Annotated in this window: 13 protein-coding genes; 5 read left to right on the top strand and 8 right to left on the bottom strand. The window is 65.0% G+C overall.

Features of this window, described 5'->3' with window-relative positions; all coding sequences use genetic code 11:
- Nucleotide 1: 1 nt before the first annotated feature.
- From sufC to CFB24_RS07460, 3 genes are all read right to left on the bottom strand, one after another.
- Complete coding sequence (gene sufC / locus CFB24_RS07470; protein ID WP_088519938.1) at nucleotides 2-751, bottom strand: Fe-S cluster assembly ATPase SufC; 750 nt, start codon at nucleotides 749-751, stop codon at nucleotides 2-4.
- Entirely contained in the window at nucleotides 751-2211 is a 1461-nt protein-coding gene (sufB, locus tag CFB24_RS07465; RefSeq protein ID WP_088519937.1) for a Fe-S cluster assembly protein SufB, read from the bottom strand. Before sufB ends, sufC begins: the two co-directional genes overlap by 1 nt.
- A gap of 70 nt (nucleotides 2212-2281) precedes the next feature.
- Nucleotides 2282-2764: a hypothetical protein gene (locus CFB24_RS07460; protein WP_088519936.1), complete on the bottom strand. Its 483-nt coding sequence runs from the start codon at nucleotides 2762-2764 to the stop codon at nucleotides 2282-2284.
- Between the two features lie 226 nt (nucleotides 2765-2990).
- Between CFB24_RS07460 and grxD the strand changes: the two genes are divergently transcribed.
- Entirely contained in the window at nucleotides 2991-3326 is a 336-nt protein-coding gene (gene grxD, locus CFB24_RS07455; RefSeq protein WP_088520128.1) for a Grx4 family monothiol glutaredoxin, read from the top strand.
- Nucleotides 3323-3676 carry a (2Fe-2S) ferredoxin domain-containing protein gene (locus CFB24_RS07450; RefSeq protein ID WP_088519935.1) on the top strand — a complete coding sequence of 118 codons (354 nt, stop codon included), beginning with the start codon at nucleotides 3323-3325 and terminating at the stop codon, nucleotides 3674-3676. Before grxD ends, CFB24_RS07450 begins: the two co-directional genes overlap by 4 nt.
- On the opposite strand, the gene CFB24_RS07445 is transcribed toward CFB24_RS07450, so the two are convergent.
- From CFB24_RS07445 to gltB, 4 genes are read right to left on the bottom strand one after another with little or no spacing between them, the layout of a single operon-like run.
- Entirely contained in the window at nucleotides 3677-4120 is a 444-nt protein-coding gene (locus CFB24_RS07445) for an ankyrin repeat domain-containing protein (RefSeq protein WP_088519934.1), read from the bottom strand. It abuts the gene before it with no gap.
- Nucleotides 4117-5640 carry a nitroreductase family protein gene (locus tag CFB24_RS07440; RefSeq protein ID WP_088519933.1) on the bottom strand — a complete coding sequence of 508 codons (1524 nt, stop codon included), beginning with the start codon at nucleotides 5638-5640 and terminating at the stop codon, nucleotides 4117-4119. The genes CFB24_RS07445 and CFB24_RS07440 overlap by 4 nt, the downstream gene beginning before the upstream one ends.
- A complete protein-coding gene (locus CFB24_RS07435; protein ID WP_088519932.1) occupies nucleotides 5637-7049 on the bottom strand; it encodes a glutamate synthase subunit beta in 1413 nt (470 codons plus the stop codon). The genes CFB24_RS07440 and CFB24_RS07435 overlap by 4 nt, the downstream gene beginning before the upstream one ends.
- Before the next feature lies 1 nt (nucleotide 7050).
- Nucleotides 7051-11817 carry a glutamate synthase large subunit gene (gene gltB / locus CFB24_RS07430; RefSeq protein WP_170068137.1) on the bottom strand — a complete coding sequence of 1589 codons (4767 nt, stop codon included), beginning with the start codon at nucleotides 11815-11817 and terminating at the stop codon, nucleotides 7051-7053.
- Nucleotides 11818-12119: 302 nt separating this feature from the next.
- Here gltB and CFB24_RS07425 point away from each other — a divergent pair, with 302 nt between their 5' ends.
- Nucleotides 12120-12770 (top strand): hypothetical protein, encoded by a 651-nt coding sequence (locus CFB24_RS07425; protein ID WP_141098383.1) that lies wholly within the window; start codon nucleotides 12120-12122, stop codon nucleotides 12768-12770.
- An 89-nt stretch (nucleotides 12771-12859) separates the two neighbouring features.
- Here the strand turns inward: CFB24_RS07425 and CFB24_RS07420 are convergent, their stop codons facing one another.
- Nucleotides 12860-13321: an Hsp20 family protein gene (locus tag CFB24_RS07420; protein WP_088520126.1), complete on the bottom strand. Its 462-nt coding sequence runs from the start codon at nucleotides 13319-13321 to the stop codon at nucleotides 12860-12862.
- A 170-nt stretch (nucleotides 13322-13491) separates the two neighbouring features.
- On the opposite strand from CFB24_RS07420, the gene CFB24_RS07415 reads away from it, so the two are divergent.
- Complete coding sequence (locus CFB24_RS07415) at nucleotides 13492-14448, top strand: alpha/beta fold hydrolase (protein ID WP_088519930.1); 957 nt, start codon at nucleotides 13492-13494, stop codon at nucleotides 14446-14448.
- Between the two features lie 41 nt (nucleotides 14449-14489).
- Complete coding sequence (locus CFB24_RS07410) at nucleotides 14490-16259, top strand: glucan ABC transporter ATP-binding protein/ permease (protein ID WP_088520125.1); 1770 nt, start codon at nucleotides 14490-14492, stop codon at nucleotides 16257-16259.
- Nucleotides 16260-16287: the final 28 nt, after the last annotated feature.

Below are 16287 nucleotides of genomic sequence, written 5' to 3'. Positions count from 1 at the left end.
CTCATGCTGCCTTGGCGATCACGGCGTCATAGCCGTTCTGTTCCAGTTGCAGGGCGAGGCTCTTGTCGCCCGAAAGCACGATCTTGCCGCCCGCGAGAATGTGGATCACGTCCGGCACGATATAGTCGAGCAGGCGCTGGTAATGGGTGATGACCAGGAACGAGCGTTCGGGGGAACGCAGCTTGTTGACGCCCTCCGCCACCAGTTTCAGTGCGTCAATGTCGAGGCCGGAGTCCATTTCGTCGAGGATCGCCAGCTTGGGCTTGAGCAGCGCCATTTGCAGGGTCTCGTTGCGCTTCTTCTCGCCGCCGGAAAAGCCGACATTGAGCGGGCGCTTGAGCATGTCTTCCGAAATGTTCAGCTCCTTCGCGGCCGCCCGCACTGCGCGCAAAAATTCGGCGGCGTTGAGTTCCTTTTCGCCGCGAATTTTCGCCTGCGAATTCATCGCGGTTTTGAGGAAATTCATCGTGGAGACGCCCGGGATTTCCAGCGGATACTGGAAGGCCAGGAAGATGCCGCGCGCGGCGCGCTCCTCCGGCGCCAGCGTCGTGACGTCTTCGCCGAAAAAGTCGATCTCGCCCTTGGTCACTTCGTAGCCGGCGCGGCCGGCGAGGGTGTAGGATGTGGTGCTCTTGCCGGCGCCGTTCGGCCCCATGATCGCATGCACTTCGCCCGGGGGAACCTTGAGGCTGAGGCCTTTCAGGATTTCCTTGCCGTGGACGTTCACATGCAGGTCTTTGATCTCGAGCATTAGCCGACGCTCCCTTCGAGGCTGAGTCCGACGAGTTTTTGCGCCTCGACGGCGAATTCCATGGGCAATTGTTGCAAGACTTCACGGCAGAAGCCGTTGACGATCAGCGACACGGCTTCCTCGGTCGGGATTCCGCGCGACAGGCAGTAGAACAGCTGGTCATCGGAGATTTTCGAGGTGGTGGCCTCGTGCTCCAGAATGGCCTTGGGGTTTTTCGACTGGATATACGGCACGGTATGCGCGCCGCACTGGTCGCCGATCAGCAGCGAGTCGCATTGGGTGAAATTGCGGGCGCCGTCGGCGCGGGCGTTGATGCTGACGAGGCCTCTATACGTGTTCTGCGCCTTGCCTGCGGAAATGCCCTTGGAAATGATGCGGCTCGACGTGTTCTTGCCGAGATGGATCATTTTCGTGCCGGTGTCGGCCTGCTGGTAATTGTTGGCGATGGCGATGGAATAGAATTCGCCGACCGAATTCTCGCCGCGCAGGATGCAGGACGGATATTTCCAGGTGATCGCCGATCCCGTCTCGACCTGGGTCCACGACACTTTGGAATTTTTTCCCCGGCAATCCGCGCGCTTGGTGACGAAATTGTAAATGCCGCCCTTGCCGTTCTCGTCGCCCGGGAACCAGTTCTGCACGGTCGAATATTTGATCTCGGCGTCGTCGAGCGCCACCAGTTCGACCACGGCGGCGTGGAGCTGGTTTTCGTCGCGCTGCGGCGCGGTGCAGCCTTCGAGATAGGACACATAGGCGCCGGCGTCGGCGATGATCAGCGTGCGCTCGAACTGGCCGGATTTGGCGGCGTTGATGCGGAAATAGGTGGAAAGCTCCATCGGGCAGCGCACGCCCGGCGGGATATAGACAAATGAGCCTTCCGAAAACACGGCGGCGTTGAGGGTGGCGTAGAAATTATCGGTGTCTGGCACGACGGAGCCGAGATATTTCTTCACCAGTTCGGGATGGCTGTGCACCGCTTCGGAAATCGGGCAGAAGATCACGCCGACCTTGGCCAGTTCGTCCTTGAAGGTCGTGACCACGGAGACGGAGTCGAACACCGCGTCCACCGCGACGCGGCGCTGTTCGACGCCCGCCAGCACTTCCTGCTCGTGCAGGGGGATGCCCAGCTTCTCATAGGTGCGCAGCAGTTCGGGATCGACATCCTCGAGGGTGTGCGGGCCTTCCTTGGCCTTGGGCGCCGCGTAGTAATAGGCGTCCTGGAAGTCGATCTTGGGGTAATGGAGCTTGGCCCATGTGGGCTCCTCCATGTTGACCCAGCGGCGATAGGCCGAGAGGCGGTAGTCGAGCATCCACTCCGGCTCGTTCTTCTTCGTCGAGATGAAGCGGATGACGTCTTCGTTCAGGCCCTTGGGGGCGAATTCGGATTCGATGTCGGAGACGAAACCGTATTTGTATTTTTGCTCGGTCAGTTCCTGCAGGGCAGCTGCTTCTTCGCTCATGTCCGAATCCCGACGGCGGTTTTAATTGATCTAGTCGTAGCTCAAAATGCAAGGGTGGCGCCAGCCCGTCTCAACCGGCCACGCCTTCGCACAGCGCGGCGACGACCGGCCAGCCCACTTCCCCCTGGGGATCGAGCGTCTTGAGGCGGTCGAGGATCTCCCTGGCGGGCGCGACCTCTTCGCGGCGCAGGCGGATGAAGGCCAAGGCTTTCAACGTATAGAGCGCGAAGCGGCCGGCGCCCTCCGGGAACGGGTTTTGCGGCGTCCATCGCCGCCAGTCGTCGGGCCAGCCGGCCTGCGCCGCCGCCTTGCGCAGGCCGGACAACGCCATGTCCAGCGCGACGTCGAGATCGCCATGGTAGGTGTGAATTTTGTAGAGGCAGAAGTAAGTTGCGAGTTCGTCGGGCGCGGCGTCGAGCGCCTGCTTGAAAAAAGTTTCGGCGCGGGAAAAATCGCTGCGATAGGCGACGACGCCCTGTTGCAGCAGCGCGTCGATCTCCGGCTTGATCGCGCCGAAATTGACCTCTTCGCTTCCGGGAAAATTGAGCAGCATGGGCGAACTCCGTGATTTCTCGGGCTGTCGGGTGCAAGTCCGGGGCCGGGGCTCGCGTCGGGTTTCGGACACGGCCCCCTGTCGATGTTGCGACGCAAAATAGCGACGGGGCAGGTTCCCTCTCCCCGCGCACGCGAAGAGGGAACAATGGCGTGGTCCCAAATTTGCTTTGATCCAGATCAAACGCGGCCATCCGCCCGGCCGCGTTCAGCCAAGAGGTCATTTCATGTCGGAAAAAACCAGCGAGCGCATAAAAGCCATTGTCGAAGGCGCCGATATCATCCTGTTCATGAAGGGCGTTCCCGCCGCGCCGCAATGCGGTTTCTCCGCCGCGGTGGTCAAAGTGCTGGATGGGTTCGGCGTGACATACGATTCGGTCAATGTGCTCGCCGACCCCTTCATCCGCGAGGGATTGAAGGAATATTCCAACTGGCCGACCTTCCCGCAGCTTTATGTGAAGGGTGAGTTCGTCGGCGGCTGCGACATCGTGCGCGAAATGGCGGCCAGCGGCGAATTCGCCAAGCTGCTGGCCGACAACGGCATCGAAAAGGTGGGCGCATGAACGTCCACGTCGCCCCGGCCTTCGCCGACGTGCCGCAGGTTTACAAGCGGCATGTGTTCGCCTGCTACACCCAGCGCCCGCCGGGTCATCCGCGCGGCTCCTGCGGATCGCAGGGCGCCCAGCCGCTGTGGGATCGTTTGTCGCGCAAGCTGGAAGCCGAAGGGATCGGCGAGGTCGGGTTCACCGCCGCCGGCTGCCTCGGCTTCTGCCGCGCGGGACCGCTGATGGTGGTCTATCCCGAAGGCGTCTGGTACGCGCCGAAAACCCCGGAGGATGTTGACGAGATCGTCGAGACCCATTTGAAGGGCGGCGAACTGGTCGAGCGGCTCGTCATCGTGCCGCAGCGGTGATCAGCCGCGGCGCGCCTTTTGGCGCGCCGCGCGCAGCATGTGCAAAATTTCGGCGTCGCCCGCCATGTCCAGCGCCGAAAAACCGTCCGGCGTTTCGGCCGCGAGATCGGCGCCGCGCTTCAACAAATGCGCCACCACCGCCGTGCGCGACGACGAGGCCGCGAACATCAGCGCGGTCGCGCCATTGCAATTGGCATGGTTGACGTCGGCGCCCGCCTCGATCAGCAGGTCGAGCAGCGCGAGATTTTCGCCGAAACAGGCCAGCCAAAGGGCGTTGTTGCCGTCGACGTTGAGCGCGGCGATGTCGGCGCCCGCCGCCAAAATCTCTTTCGCCATGGCGAGATCGCCTTTTTGCGCGGCGCGCATCAGCGGCGTCGATTGGTTGGCGTCGCGGGCGGACAGGTTTGCGAAATTTTCGGCGCGCAGCCAGTCTTCGAGCGTCATGCGAAACGCTCCGGGCGCACTTTGTTCGGATAGGCGGGTTCGGTGGCGAGCCGCGCATCGACATAGGGCAGGCCGACCGTGAAATGGTAGAGGCTTTGCAGGTCTGGGCCGCTCAGGCCGAACAGGGCATGGGTCTCGTCGTCGAAATAGCAGCCGATCCCCGTGCCGCGCAGGTTTACGCGCTCGGCTTCGAGATAAAGGGCTTGTCCGATCAGGCCGGCTTCCCAGTGCAATTGCCGGTAGCGCCAGGGATTGGCTTCGACCAGCGGTCCAAACTCGGCCAGCATGGCGACGCCGAACGACGAATCGCCGCCGATCCCCTGGTTGCAGAACAGCCGCCGCGCCAGACCGCGCGCGTCCATCTCCTTCAGCAGGTAGAGCGGCAGCGAGTCGGGCGCGCCCAAAACTTTGCGCCAGACGAAATCGCCGGAAAAATTCTTGCGCAACAAAGCCTCGCCCTCGGCGCTGCGGGGCAGGGCGTAGAGGCCTTGCGGCAGGCCCTCGACGCGGTGGACGAACAGCAGCGGGTGGATGCGCGGCGCGAAGCCCCAGAGGTCGAAGGGAGGGTTTTGCGGCGCCAGCGCGGCGAGAACGTCGAAGAAATCCTGCGGCGTCATCCGATGCTTCGGGTTGAACGCCTGGGCGCTGCGCCGCTGCAGAATCAGGTCGGCGGTGATTTTTTCCGCAGGCGCGCGGGCCTGTGCGATGAAATTTTCGGCGCCTGCGCTGCCGCCGAGCGTCGCCTGTGTGACATCGTCGATGACGGGCCAGCGATACATCGGCTTGGCGTCCAGCATATTGGCGGCGCCGGACCAAACTCCGGTTTTGGCGGCGGGCGCCGACGGCTCGCCCGCGCTGGCGAAAATTTCCACCAGCGCGTCGGCGTCCTCGCGCTCGGCGGCGCCGAAATCCTCTGTGCGATCGAGGCCGAGAAGGCGCGCCAGTTGCGCGCTGTCGACGCCGTCCACGAGCTTCGCGCGAAAACCCAGTGTTTGCGCGGCATAGGACAACGCGCCCAGGGCGTGGCCGAGATCGAGCTGGCAATAGCGGAAGGCGCGCTCGCCATATTTCCAGGCTTCGCGCCAGTGAATGGACGACAGGCCGATCCACAGGCGGGCCGGGCCGGCGTGGGCCGGATCGGCGCGGCGCTTTTCAAGGACGTGGTCGCGGCTGAGATAATGATGCAGCCCGTCGGCGACGCCGGAAAAATTCTCGCTGAGAATATAAGCTTCGGTCGGGTGCAGATTGCCGCTGGAGGGATTGCAGCGCAAAGCCCAGCGATCCGGCCCGAAACTTTTCCAGGCCGAGAGACCGAAGCCCAGATGCAGCAACGCGCCGAGACCGGCGCGCGAAAAAGGGCTGGATTGGCAGTTCAGCGGCGCGAGATCGAGGTCGATCTTTTCCGCGCCCGCAAATTCTCGAAAGGGGTTGGGCTGCGCGTCCCAATCGAGCGTGTCCGGGCTGGCGGCGAAGCCGCCGAACCCGTGCTTGGTGCGTTGGTGATAGGCGAGCGCCTTCAACGGGGCAGGTCGCTGGCGCCCATCAGGAACAGGTCTACCGCGCGGGCGGCCTGCCTGCCCTCGCGGATGGCCCAAACCACCAGCGATTGTCCCCGGCGCATGTCGCCGGCGGCGAACACCTTGTCGACGCTGGTGCGGTAGCCGGTCGTATCGGCCTGCACGTTGCCGCGCCGGTCGAGCGTCACGCCGAGCTGTTCCAGCAGCCCTTCCTTGACCGGGCTGACGAAGCCCATGGCCAGCAGCACCAGATCCGCGCGCAGCTCGAATTCGCTGCCGGGGATTTCCTGGAACTTGCCGTCGACGCGCACGCATTTCAGCGCCTTGACGCCGGTGTCGCCGACAAACGCCTTGGTCATCACGCCGAAATCGCGATCGGCGCCTTCCAGATGCGAGGAGGACGTGCGCAGCTTCAGCGGCCAATACGGCCAGGTCGTCAGCTTGTCTTCCTTGACGGGCGGCTTCGGCATGATTTCGAGCTGGGTCACCGACAGCGCGCCCTGGCGCACGGAGGTGCCGATACAGTCGGAGCCGGTGTCGCCGCCGCCGATCACCACCACATGCTTGCCGGAGGCCAGGATCGGGTCGTTGGCGAGCCGCTCGCGCGACACGCGGCGGTTCTGCTGCGGCAGGAACTCCATGGCGAAATGGACGCCAGCGAGATCGCGGCCGGGAACCGGCAGGTCGCGCGGGTTTTCCGATCCGCCGGACAGGATCACCGCGTCATGGCCGTCCAGGATCTCCTTGGCGGGAATGGAGACGCCGATATGCGCGTCGTAATGGAAGGTCACGCCTTCGGCTTCCATCTGCGCGACGCGGCGGTCGATCAAGCCCTTTTCCAGCTTGAAGTCGGGGATGCCGTAACGCATCAGGCCGCCGGCCTTGGCGTTTTTCTCATAGACATGGACGTCATGGCCGGCGCGGGCGAGCTGTTGCGCCGCCGCCAGACCGGCGGGGCCGGAGCCGATGACGGCGACCTTCTTGCCGGTCTTCGTCTCGGCCGGTTCGGGCTTGATGAAACCGCTTTCCCAGGCGCGGTCGACGATGGCGCATTCCACCGTCTTGATGGTGACCGGCGTGTCCTCGAGATTCAGCGTGCAGGCCGCCTCGCAGGGCGCGGGGCAGATGCGGCCGGTGAACTCGGGGAAATTGTTGGTGGAATGCAGGTTGCGCGCCGCATCTTCCCAATCGCCGCGATAGACCAGATCGTTCCAGTCGGGGATCTGGTTATTCACCGGGCAGCCGTTGTGGCAGAACGGGATGCCGCAGTTCATGCAGCGCGAGGCCTGCTCGCGCGTGCCTTGTTCGGACAGCGGAATCACGAATTCCGAATAATGGCGGATGCGGTCGGCGGCCGGCTTGTAGCCGCGGTCCTGCCGGTCGATTTCCAGAAAACCGGTAACCTTGCCCATCTTATTCTCCGGCGGCGGCGGTCGGCCGCTGTTCGTTCTGCGACATCAGTTCGGCCAGCGCGCGGCGATATTCCACCGGCATGACCTTCCTGAACTTGGGCAGGTTCTCCGCCCAATTGTCCAAAATCTCGCGGGCGCGTGAAGAACCCGCGTAGCGCATGTGGTTGGTGACGAGCTGCTTCAGGCGCTCGGCGTCGAAGCGGGTCATGTCGCTCATCACGTCGACGCGGCCATGCGAGGTGAGATCGCCGCCCTGGTGGTTGAGGCGCTGGTTGAGGTCTTCCTCTTCCTGCACCGGCTCCAGATCGACCATGGCCATGTTGCAGCGCGAGGCGAAGGTTCCGTCCGCGTCGTAAACATAGGCGATGCCGCCCGACATGCCCGCCGCGAAATTGCGGCCGGTCTGCCCCAGCACGACCACCACGCCGCCGGTCATGTATTCGCAGCCGTGGTCGCCCACGCCCTCGACCACCGCCACGGCGCCGGAATTACGCACCGCGAAACGCTCGCCGGCCACGCCGCGGAAATAAACCTCGCCGCCGATCGCGCCGTAAAGCACGGTGTTGCCGACGATGATCGAGTTTTCCGGCGTGATTTTCTTGGCGTCGCGCGACGGATAGATCACGATCCGGCCGCCCGACAGACCCTTGCCGACATAGTCGTTGGCTTCGCCTTCCAGCTCCAGCGTCACGCCATGGGCGAGCCAGGCGCCGAACGACTGTCCGGCGGTGCCGATCGCGCGGATGTGGATGGTGTCGTCGGGCAGGCCGGCATGGCCATAGATGCGCGCGACCTCGCCCGACAGCATGCCGCCGAAGGAGCGGTCCACGTTGCGGATGTGTGTTTCGATCCGCACCGGGGCGCCGCGTTCCAGCGCCGGCGCGGCCGATTCGATCAGGGCGCGGTCGGCGGCCTTTTCGAGGCCGTGATCCTGCTCGGTCGAATGATAGATGGTGTCGCCCGCGACCGGCTCCGGCTTGTGGAACAGGCGCGCGAAGTCGAGACCATTGGCCTTCCAATGCTGGATCGCCTTGTCGCGGTCGAGCATCTGCAACTGGCCAACCATTTCATTGAAGCTGCGATAGCCCAGCTTGGCCATATATTCGCGGACTTCCTCGGCGACGAAGAAGAAATAGTTGATGATGTGCTCGGGCGCGCCCTTGAAGCGCTTGCGCAGAACCGGGTCCTGCGTCGCCACGCCCACCGGGCAGGTGTTGAGGTGGCACTTGCGCATCATGATGCAGCCCGCCGCGATCAGCGGCGCGGTGGCGAAGCCGAACTCGTCGGCGCCGAGCAGCGCGCCCACCACCACGTCGCGGCCGGTGCGCAGACCGCCGTCCACCTGCACCGCGATGCGCGAGCGCAGACGGTTCAGCACCAGGGTCTGGTGGGTTTCGGCGAGGCCGATTTCCCAGGGGCTGCCGGTGTGCTTGATCGAGGTCAGCGGCGAGGCGCCGGTGCCGCCTTCGAAGCCGGAAATGGTGACGTGATCGGCGCGCCCCTTGGATACGCCGGCGGCGACGGTGCCGACGCCCACTTCCGACACCAGCTTGACCGAAATGGCGGCGCGCGGATTGACGTTCTTCAGATCGTAGATCAGCTGCGCCAGATCTTCGATCGAATAGATGTCATGGTGCGGCGGCGGCGAGATCAGGCCGACGCCCTGCGTGGAATGGCGCACCTTGGCGACGACCGCATCGACCTTGTGGCCGGGCAACTGACCGCCTTCGCCGGGCTTCGCGCCCTGCGCCATCTTGATCTGGATCATGTCGGAGTTGACGAGATATTCCGTCGTCACGCCGAACCGGCCCGAGGCCACCTGCTTGATGGCCGAGCGCATCGAATCGCCATTGGCCAGCGGCTTGAAGCGGTCGCTCTCCTCGCCGCCCTCGCCGGTGTTGGACTTGCCGCCGATGCGGTTCATCGCGATGGCCAGCGTGGTGTGGGCTTCACGCGAGATCGAACCGAACGACATGGCGCCGGTGGCGAAACGCTTGACGATCTCGGTGGCCGGCTCGACTTCGCTGATGTCGATGGGCTTGCGGCCGTCTTCGGACGCATCCTTGATGCGGAACAGGCCGCGGATGGTCAGCAGGTTTTCCGCCTGCTCGTTGAGCAGCTTGGCGAAAGCCTTGTACTGGTCCTGGGCGTTGCCGCGCACGGCGTGCTGCAACAGGGCGATGCTATCGGGGGTCCAATTGTGAGCTTCGCCGCGGGTGCGGTAGGCGTATTCGCCGCCGACATCGAGCGCGTTGCGGTAGACCGGCGCGTCGCCGAAAGCGGCCTTGTGGCGCTCGACGGTTTCGCGGGCGATCTCTTCCAGCCCGACGCCGTAGATCGGCGTGGCCGTGCCGGTGAAATAATCCTCGACCAGTTGCTTGGACAGGCCGACGGCGTCGAAGATTTGCGCGCCGCAATAGGATTGGTAGGTCGAAATGCCCATCTTGGACATGACCTTGAGCAGGCCCTTGTCCACCGCCTTGATGTAGCGCTTGACCGCCTCGTAGCCGTCGACTTCCGCCGGGAATTCGTCGGCCATCTCGGCCAGGGTCTCGAAGGCGAGATAGGGGTTGATGGCTTCCGCGCCATAGCCGGCCAGCAGCGCGAAATGATGCACTTCGCGCGCTTCGCCGGTCTCGACCACCAGACCCACGGAGGTGCGCAGGCCCTTGCGGATCAGGTGATGGTGCACGGCGGCCGTCGCCAGCAGCGCCGGGATCGGGATGCGGTCCGGCCCCACCATGCGGTCGGACAGCACGATGATGTTGTAGCCGCCGGTCACCGCCTGTTCGGCGCGGTCGCACAGGCGGTCGAGCATCGGCTTCATGCCGTCGGCGCCCAGCCCGGACTCATAGGTGATGTCGAGCGTCTTGGTGTCGAAGCTGTCCTCGACATGGCCGATCGAGCGGATTTTTTCGAGATCGGCGTTGGTGAGGATCGGCTGGCGCACTTCCAGCCGCTTCTTGTTGGCGGTGCCCTCGTGATCGAGAATGTTGGGGCGCGGGCCGATGAAGGACACCAGCGACATCACCAGCTCCTCGCGGATCGGGTCGATCGGCGGGTTGGTGACCTGGGCGAAGTTCTGCTTGAAGTAAGTATAAAGCAGCTTCGACTTGGAGGAGAGCGGCGAGATCGGCGTGTCCGCGCCCATCGAGCCGACGGCCTCCTGGCCGGTGACGGCCATCGGCGCCATCAGGAAGGTGATGTCTTCCTGCGAATAACCGAACGCCTGCTGGCGGTCGAGCAGCGGCACGTCGGTGCGCGAGGCGCCGGCTTCCACGGGCTTCAGGTCTTCCAGCACGATCTGCGAATTGGTCAGCCAGTGCTTGTAGGGATGATGCTTGGCCAGCGCGCTCTTGATCTCGTCGTCGGCGACGATGCGGCCCTGCTCCAGATCGACCAGCAGCATGCGGCCGGGCTGGAGGCGCCATTTGGTGACGATCTTTTCTTCGGGAATCGGCAGCACGCCCATTTCCGAGGCCATCACCACGAGACCGTCGTCGGTGACGAGATAGCGGGCGGGGCGCAGGCCATTGCGGTCGAGCGTCGCGCCGATCTGGCGGCCGTCGGTGAAGGCGACGGCGGCGGGGCCGTCCCACGGCTCCATCAGCGCGGCGTGATATTCGTAGAAGGCGCGACGGTCTTCATCCATCAGCGGATTGCCGGCCCAGGCTTCGGGCACCAGCATCATCATGGCGTGGGCCATGGAATAGCCGCCCTGCACCAGGAATTCGAGCGCGTTGTCGAAGCAGGCCGTGTCCGACTGCCCCTCGTAGGAAATCGGCCACAGCTTGGAAATCTCGTCGCCGAACAATGGCGAGGAGACCGATGCCTGACGCGCCGCCATCCAGTTCACATTGCCGCGCAGCGTGTTGATCTCGCCGTTATGGGCCACCATGCGATAGGGGTGGGCGAGCTGCCAGGACGGGAACGTGTTGGTGGAGAAACGCTGATGCACCAGCGCGACGGCGGTTTCGACGCGCTCGTCCTGCAGGTCGAGGAAATATTCGCCCAGCGCGGTCGCAACCAGCAGGCCCTTATAGACTATGGTGCGCGAGGACAGCGAAACCGGATACCAGCCCTTGGTCTTGGGATTGCCGAGGGCGCGCAGATCGTTGGAGACGATCTTGCGGATCATGAACAGCTTGCGCTCGAACACGGTCTGGTCCGGCGCATTGTCGCCCTGTGCGATAAACACCTGACGGCAGCACGGTTCGGTCGGGATGACGGATTCGCCGAGCACCGACGGATTGACCGGAACGTCGCGCCAGCCCAGCAGCTTCTGGCCCTGGTCGGCGATGGCGCGCTCGAACACGTCCTGGACGATCTTGCGGCCTTCGGGGTCGCGCGGGAAGAACAGGCTGCCGACGGCGTATTTGCCGGGTTCGGGCAAAGCGAAGCCGAGCCGCTTGGCCTCCTCGGCGAAGAAGCGGTGGGGAATCTGCATCAACATGCCGCAGCCGTCGCCGGCCTTGGGATCGGCGCCGACCGCGCCGCGGTGGTCGAGATTCAGCAGAATCTGCAGGCCCATGCGCACGAGGTCATGCGACTTCTTGTTGTGCATGTTGGCGACGAAGCCGACGCCGCACGCGTCATGCTCGTTGCGCGGATCGTAAAGGCCCTGCGCGGGAGGCAGACCATTCACGGCAGACGTATCCATACCAGCATCCCTCTCGGCGTGAGCGGCGGCGGGGGCTTTTTTCGCCGCAATATCCCCATCATGCGGGGCGACATTGCGCGAAAAATCAGAACCCTGCTGCTTGTTCATGCCCGTTCATCCTGCCCGTTGCTGCGAAAACCATTGCCTGGCGGGGCCAGTCCGCCACCGTCCGCGCCTTGCGGAGCGCTGAATGGTCAGTAAGGCTGTCCTATTTAGCGGCGCGCGACATTGCCAGAATTGGTTCGGCCGCACAACCCGTCTATATACAGGGTTCCCAAGATTTCAATGCGATTTCACGCCACAAGGCGGCGCATTTCGCCACGCAAGGCTCGCGGCAGGATCGGGATCTAGCCTTTGGCGGGCATAGGAAACCGCGGCCGTCTCGGCTCGCGCCTGACGAAAGGGACACGATGTCGCGCCTTGGGTTGACGCAAGCCGGATTTGCGGCCCTGGTCCTGCTGCTGGCCGGGGCGCCGGCGCAGGCCATGGACATCGACACCGGCCCCTACTTTAAATTCTTCTTCAGCCCGCCGGACCCGCCGCCCCCGCAGGTCGTGTTGCCCGCCTATCAGGCTCGCGTCATTCTGCGCCGCGAGGGCGCGCGCATCGTCGGCAAGCCGCGCCTGCGCGGGCGGGAGATCATCGCCTATGGCCGCGACGCCTCGGGCGCCGAGCGCCGGTTCACTTTGGACGCGGCGACCGGGGAAGTGCTGTCGGTGACGCTGGCGCGCGCCGCGCCCGACCGGCCGCGCCCGCGCATCAATGCGGAGGCTCCGCCGCCGCCGCCGTTGGGGCCGCCGGTCCATCCGGCCGGTCCGCTCGACGCCGACCGGCTCGGCGTCGCGCCGCCGATGGCCCCGCCCGAGGAGGTGATGCCGCCGCCGCCGCCCAAGATGGCCGAGGCGCCGCCGCCCCCGCCGCCCGTCGATGAGGAGGCCGTGGTCATCGAGCCGCCGCCGCCGCGGCCGGAAGCCAGGTCCAACGCCGATTCCGCCCTGAGCCCGATCAAGCCGCTGAGGCCGCAGCCGGGCGCGCCGAAGGTGGATAAGCTGCCGCAATAGAAACGGGCGCGAAATTCGCGCCCGTTGAACCCATCGTCCGTCTCGCCCTTCGGGCGCGTCCTTTTCTCCCGCGAGGAGAGAGAAGGAGTTTAAGCCGCCTTGGACGCGTCCACGACCCGGGGGCCGGCTTTGCCGATCGGAATTTGGCGCGGGCGCTGAGCTTCGGGAATCTCGCGCACGAGATCGACGTGGAGCAGCCCGTTTTCAAGCCGCGCGCCTGTGACCTGCACATGGTCGGCGAGCTGGAACCGGCGCTCGAAGGCGCGGGCGGCGATGCCCTGATAAAGCATTTCACGCGCCTCGGCTTCGGGATTGGCGTCCTTGCCGCCCTTGATCGTCAGCGTGTTCTCACGCGATTCGATCGACAGCTCGGTCTCGGCGAAGCCGGCCACCGCGAGGGTCAGGCGATAGGCGTTCTCGCCGGTGCGCTCGATATTATAGGGGGGATAGGCGGCGGGCGCCTCGGCGCCGGCGCTCTGGTCGAGCAGCGAAAACAGCCGGTCGAAACCGATGGTGGAGCGATAAAGGGGAGACAGATCGAAAGTGCGCATGTCATATCCTCCATTGAGCGACATGGTTGAAGCGACGTCATTTCCGGCCGGGCCGGTCTTTCGACCCGATCCGGGGCGCGTCCGTTACGGCCCGCGCAGATTGGATTTGGGAGCGCGAAACCGCTTTTCAAGACGAACCTGCGCGATATGGTGAAAAAAAGAGAGCGCTCATGGAACTGTTCGACACGCCCGCCAATCCCTGCCCGCCCGGCGCCCATATCGTGCGCCTGCGCGCGCGCGACGGCGCCCTTTTGCGCGCCGCTTACTGGCGGCCGGAGGCTAAGCCGCTGGGAACCGTGGTCATCGTGCAGGGGCGCTCGGAATTCATCGAGAAATATTACGAGCTGATCGGCGAACTGCTGGGACGCAATTATTTCGTGGTGGCGTTCGATTGGCGCGGACAGGGGCTGTCGCCGCGCCTGCTGCCCAATCCGGCCAAGGGGCATGTCGTCCATTCCACCGATTACCGCCACGATCTCGACGCTTTGGTCGAGCAGGTTCTGGGACCCGACGCGCCCCGACCCTGGTTCGCGCTGGCCCATTCGATGGGCGCGGCGGCCCTGTTCGATCACGCGGCGGCGCGCGACGGCTCGCCCTTCGCGCGGGTGGCGGCCACCGCGCCCATGCTCGGGCTGTATGGTTTTCCCGGCTCGGATTACGCCCGGCTGCTGGCCAGCGCCTTCGTCGCCGCGGGCCTGTCGCGCGCCTTCATCCCCGGCGGCGGCTCGAAAATGCTGTGCGAGAAACGATTCGAGGGTAATATTCTCAGCGCCGACCGCGCCCGCTTCGAGCGCACGGCGCGGATCGTGGCGGCCTGTCCGCGCCTGCGCATCGGCGAGCCGACCGTGGGCTGGGTTCACGCCGCCTATCAACTGATGGATCGCCTCGCCGAACCGGGCTACGCCGAGCGCATAAAAGTTCCCGTGCTGATGCTGGCGGCGGGCGACGAGCGGCTGGTCTCGACCCCGGCGGTGGAGAATCTGGCCAAACGGCTGAAAAACGCGCTCTGTGTGGTGCTGCCCGGCGCCCGTCATGAGATTTTGATGGAGCGGGCGGAGATTCGCGCCAAATTCTGGGCGGCTTTCGACGCTTTTATCCCCGGCGAGCAATTGTTGCGGCCTTCGTGAGCCGCGGCGAGGCCGCTCTCGAACGCGACGGGTTGAATGTCATGTCGATCCTCAAGGTTTACGCCCGCATCCTGCGCCAGCTCGCGCCGGAGAAAAACCTCGCGATCGTGCTGGTGCTCGCCAATCTGGCGCTGGCCGGGGCGCAATTCGTCGAACCCGTCCTGTTCGGGCGCATCATCGACGCGATGACCCGGCTCGACGCGCATGGCAAGCGCGACACCTGGCTGACCCTGCAGCCGCTGATCGCCGCCTGGGTCGGCTTCGGCCTGTTCTCCATCGTCGCCGCCGTGACGGTGGCGCTGCATTCCGACCGCCTGTCGCATCGCCGCCGCCTCGGCGCGATGGCCGATTATTTCGATCATATTCTCGGCCTGCCGCTGAGTTTCCACACCGCCACCCATTCCGGCCGGCTGTTGAAGGTCATGCTCGACGCCTCCGGCGGCATGTTCATGATCTGGCTGTCGTTCTTTCGCGAGAATTGCGCCTCGCTGGTCGCCCTGTTCGTGCTGTTGCCGACCACGCTGTTTCTCAACTGGCGGCTCGGCCTGATTCTCGTGATCCTGGTGGCGCTGTTCGGCGCGCTCACCACTTTCGTCATTCGCCGCACCCATGGCCTGCAGGCCCATGTCGAGGTCTATAACGCCCAGCTGGCGGAGCGCGCCTCGGACGTGCTCGGCAATCTCCCGGTGATCCAGTCCTTCACCCGCATCGAGAACGAATCGCGCGGGCTGCATGACATCATCCGGCTGATCCTGACCGCGCAAATGCCGGTCCTGTCGTGGTGGGCGCTGGCGGCGGTGGCGACGCGCGCCGCCTCCACCTTGTCGCTGGTGGGCATCTTCCTCGTCGGCGTCTGGCTGCACCTGCACAAGCTCGCCAGCATCGGCGAGATCGTCACCTTCATGAATTTCGCCACCATGCTGATCGCCAAGCTCGAAGGCGTGGTCGGCTTCATCAACAACCTGTTCATGCAGGCGCCGAAGATCCGCGAATTCTTCGAGATCATGGACACCTCGCCCGCCATCGCCGACAAGCCGGGCGCGCTCGACCCCGGCCGGCTGCGCGGCGAGGTGACGTTCGACCATGTCTGCTTCGCCTACGATTCCCGGCGGATGGCCGTCAATGACGTTTCGTTCACGGTCAAGCCGGGCGAGACGGTGGCGCTGGTGGGGTCGACCGGCTCGGGCAAGTCCACCACTCTCAGCCTGCTGCACCGCGCCATGGACCCCAATTCCGGCGCCATCCGCATCGACGGGATCGACATTCGCGACATGAAACTGTCGGCGCTGCGCCGCAACATCGGCGTGGTGTTTCAGGAGCCGATGCTGTTCGCCCGCTCGATCGAGGAAAACCTGCGGGTCGGCAAGCTCGACGCCTCGCCCGAGGAGATCGCGCGGGCGCTGCAACGGGCGCAGGCCAGCGACTTCGTTTCGCGCCAGACGGACGGCGTGAAAACCCTGGTCGGGGAGCGCGGACGGTCGCTGTCGGGGGGCGAGCGCCAGCGCGTCTCCATCGCGCGCGCCTTGCTGAAGGACCCGCCGATCATGGTGTTCGACGAGGCCACCTCCGCGCTCGACGCCGCCACCGAAAAGCAGTTGCAGGCGGCGCTGGAGGCGGCCACCAAGGGGCGCACCACTTTCGTCATCGCGCATCGGCTCGCCACCATTCGCGGCGCGAGCCGCATTCTGGTGTTCGAGCAGGGCCGGATCGTCGAGGCCGGGAGTTTTGACGAGCTGGTGGCGCGCGGCGGGCGCTTCGCGGCGCTGGCGCGGGCGCAGTTCATGGCGGCCGCGCCGGCCCCGGCGCTGTGAGCCGCGCTTAACGGCCTGTTCAAATGTC

Source organism: Rhodoblastus acidophilus (assembly GCF_900187365.1).
Taxonomy (GTDB): Bacteria; Pseudomonadota; Alphaproteobacteria; order Rhizobiales; family Beijerinckiaceae; genus Rhodoblastus; species Rhodoblastus acidophilus.
Note: the sequence above shows the minus strand (reverse complement) of the source record. Positions and strands in the feature narration are given on the sequence as shown.

Excerpts from the sequence above, each read along its gene's own strand:
- CFB24_RS07450 (WP_088519935.1), top strand. The coding sequence starts at position 3,323 with ATGAACGTCCACGTCGCCCCGGCCTTCGCCGACGTGCCGCAGGTTTAC.
- CFB24_RS07460 (WP_088519936.1), bottom strand. The coding sequence starts at position 2,764 with ATGCTGCTCAATTTTCCCGGAAGCGAAGAGGTCAATTTCGGCGCGATC.
- sufC (WP_088519938.1), bottom strand. The coding sequence starts at position 751 with ATGCTCGAGATCAAAGACCTGCATGTGAACGTCCACGGCAAGGAAATC.
- gltB (WP_170068137.1), bottom strand. The coding sequence starts at position 11,817 with ATGAACAAGCAGCAGGGTTCTGATTTTTCGCGCAATGTCGCCCCGCAT.
- CFB24_RS07410 (WP_088520125.1), top strand. The coding sequence starts at position 14,490 with ATGTCGATCCTCAAGGTTTACGCCCGCATCCTGCGCCAGCTCGCGCCG.
- CFB24_RS07445 (WP_088519934.1), bottom strand. The coding sequence starts at position 4,120 with ATGACGCTCGAAGACTGGCTGCGCGCCGAAAATTTCGCAAACCTGTCC.
- CFB24_RS07415 (WP_088519930.1), top strand. The coding sequence starts at position 13,492 with ATGGAACTGTTCGACACGCCCGCCAATCCCTGCCCGCCCGGCGCCCAT.
- CFB24_RS07425 (WP_141098383.1), top strand. The coding sequence starts at position 12,120 with ATGTCGCGCCTTGGGTTGACGCAAGCCGGATTTGCGGCCCTGGTCCTG.
- CFB24_RS07435 (WP_088519932.1), bottom strand. The coding sequence starts at position 7,049 with ATGGGCAAGGTTACCGGTTTTCTGGAAATCGACCGGCAGGACCGCGGC.
- CFB24_RS07420 (WP_088520126.1), bottom strand. The coding sequence starts at position 13,321 with ATGCGCACTTTCGATCTGTCTCCCCTTTATCGCTCCACCATCGGTTTC.
- grxD (WP_088520128.1), top strand. The coding sequence starts at position 2,991 with ATGTCGGAAAAAACCAGCGAGCGCATAAAAGCCATTGTCGAAGGCGCC.
- sufB (WP_088519937.1), bottom strand. The coding sequence starts at position 2,211 with ATGAGCGAAGAAGCAGCTGCCCTGCAGGAACTGACCGAGCAAAAATAC.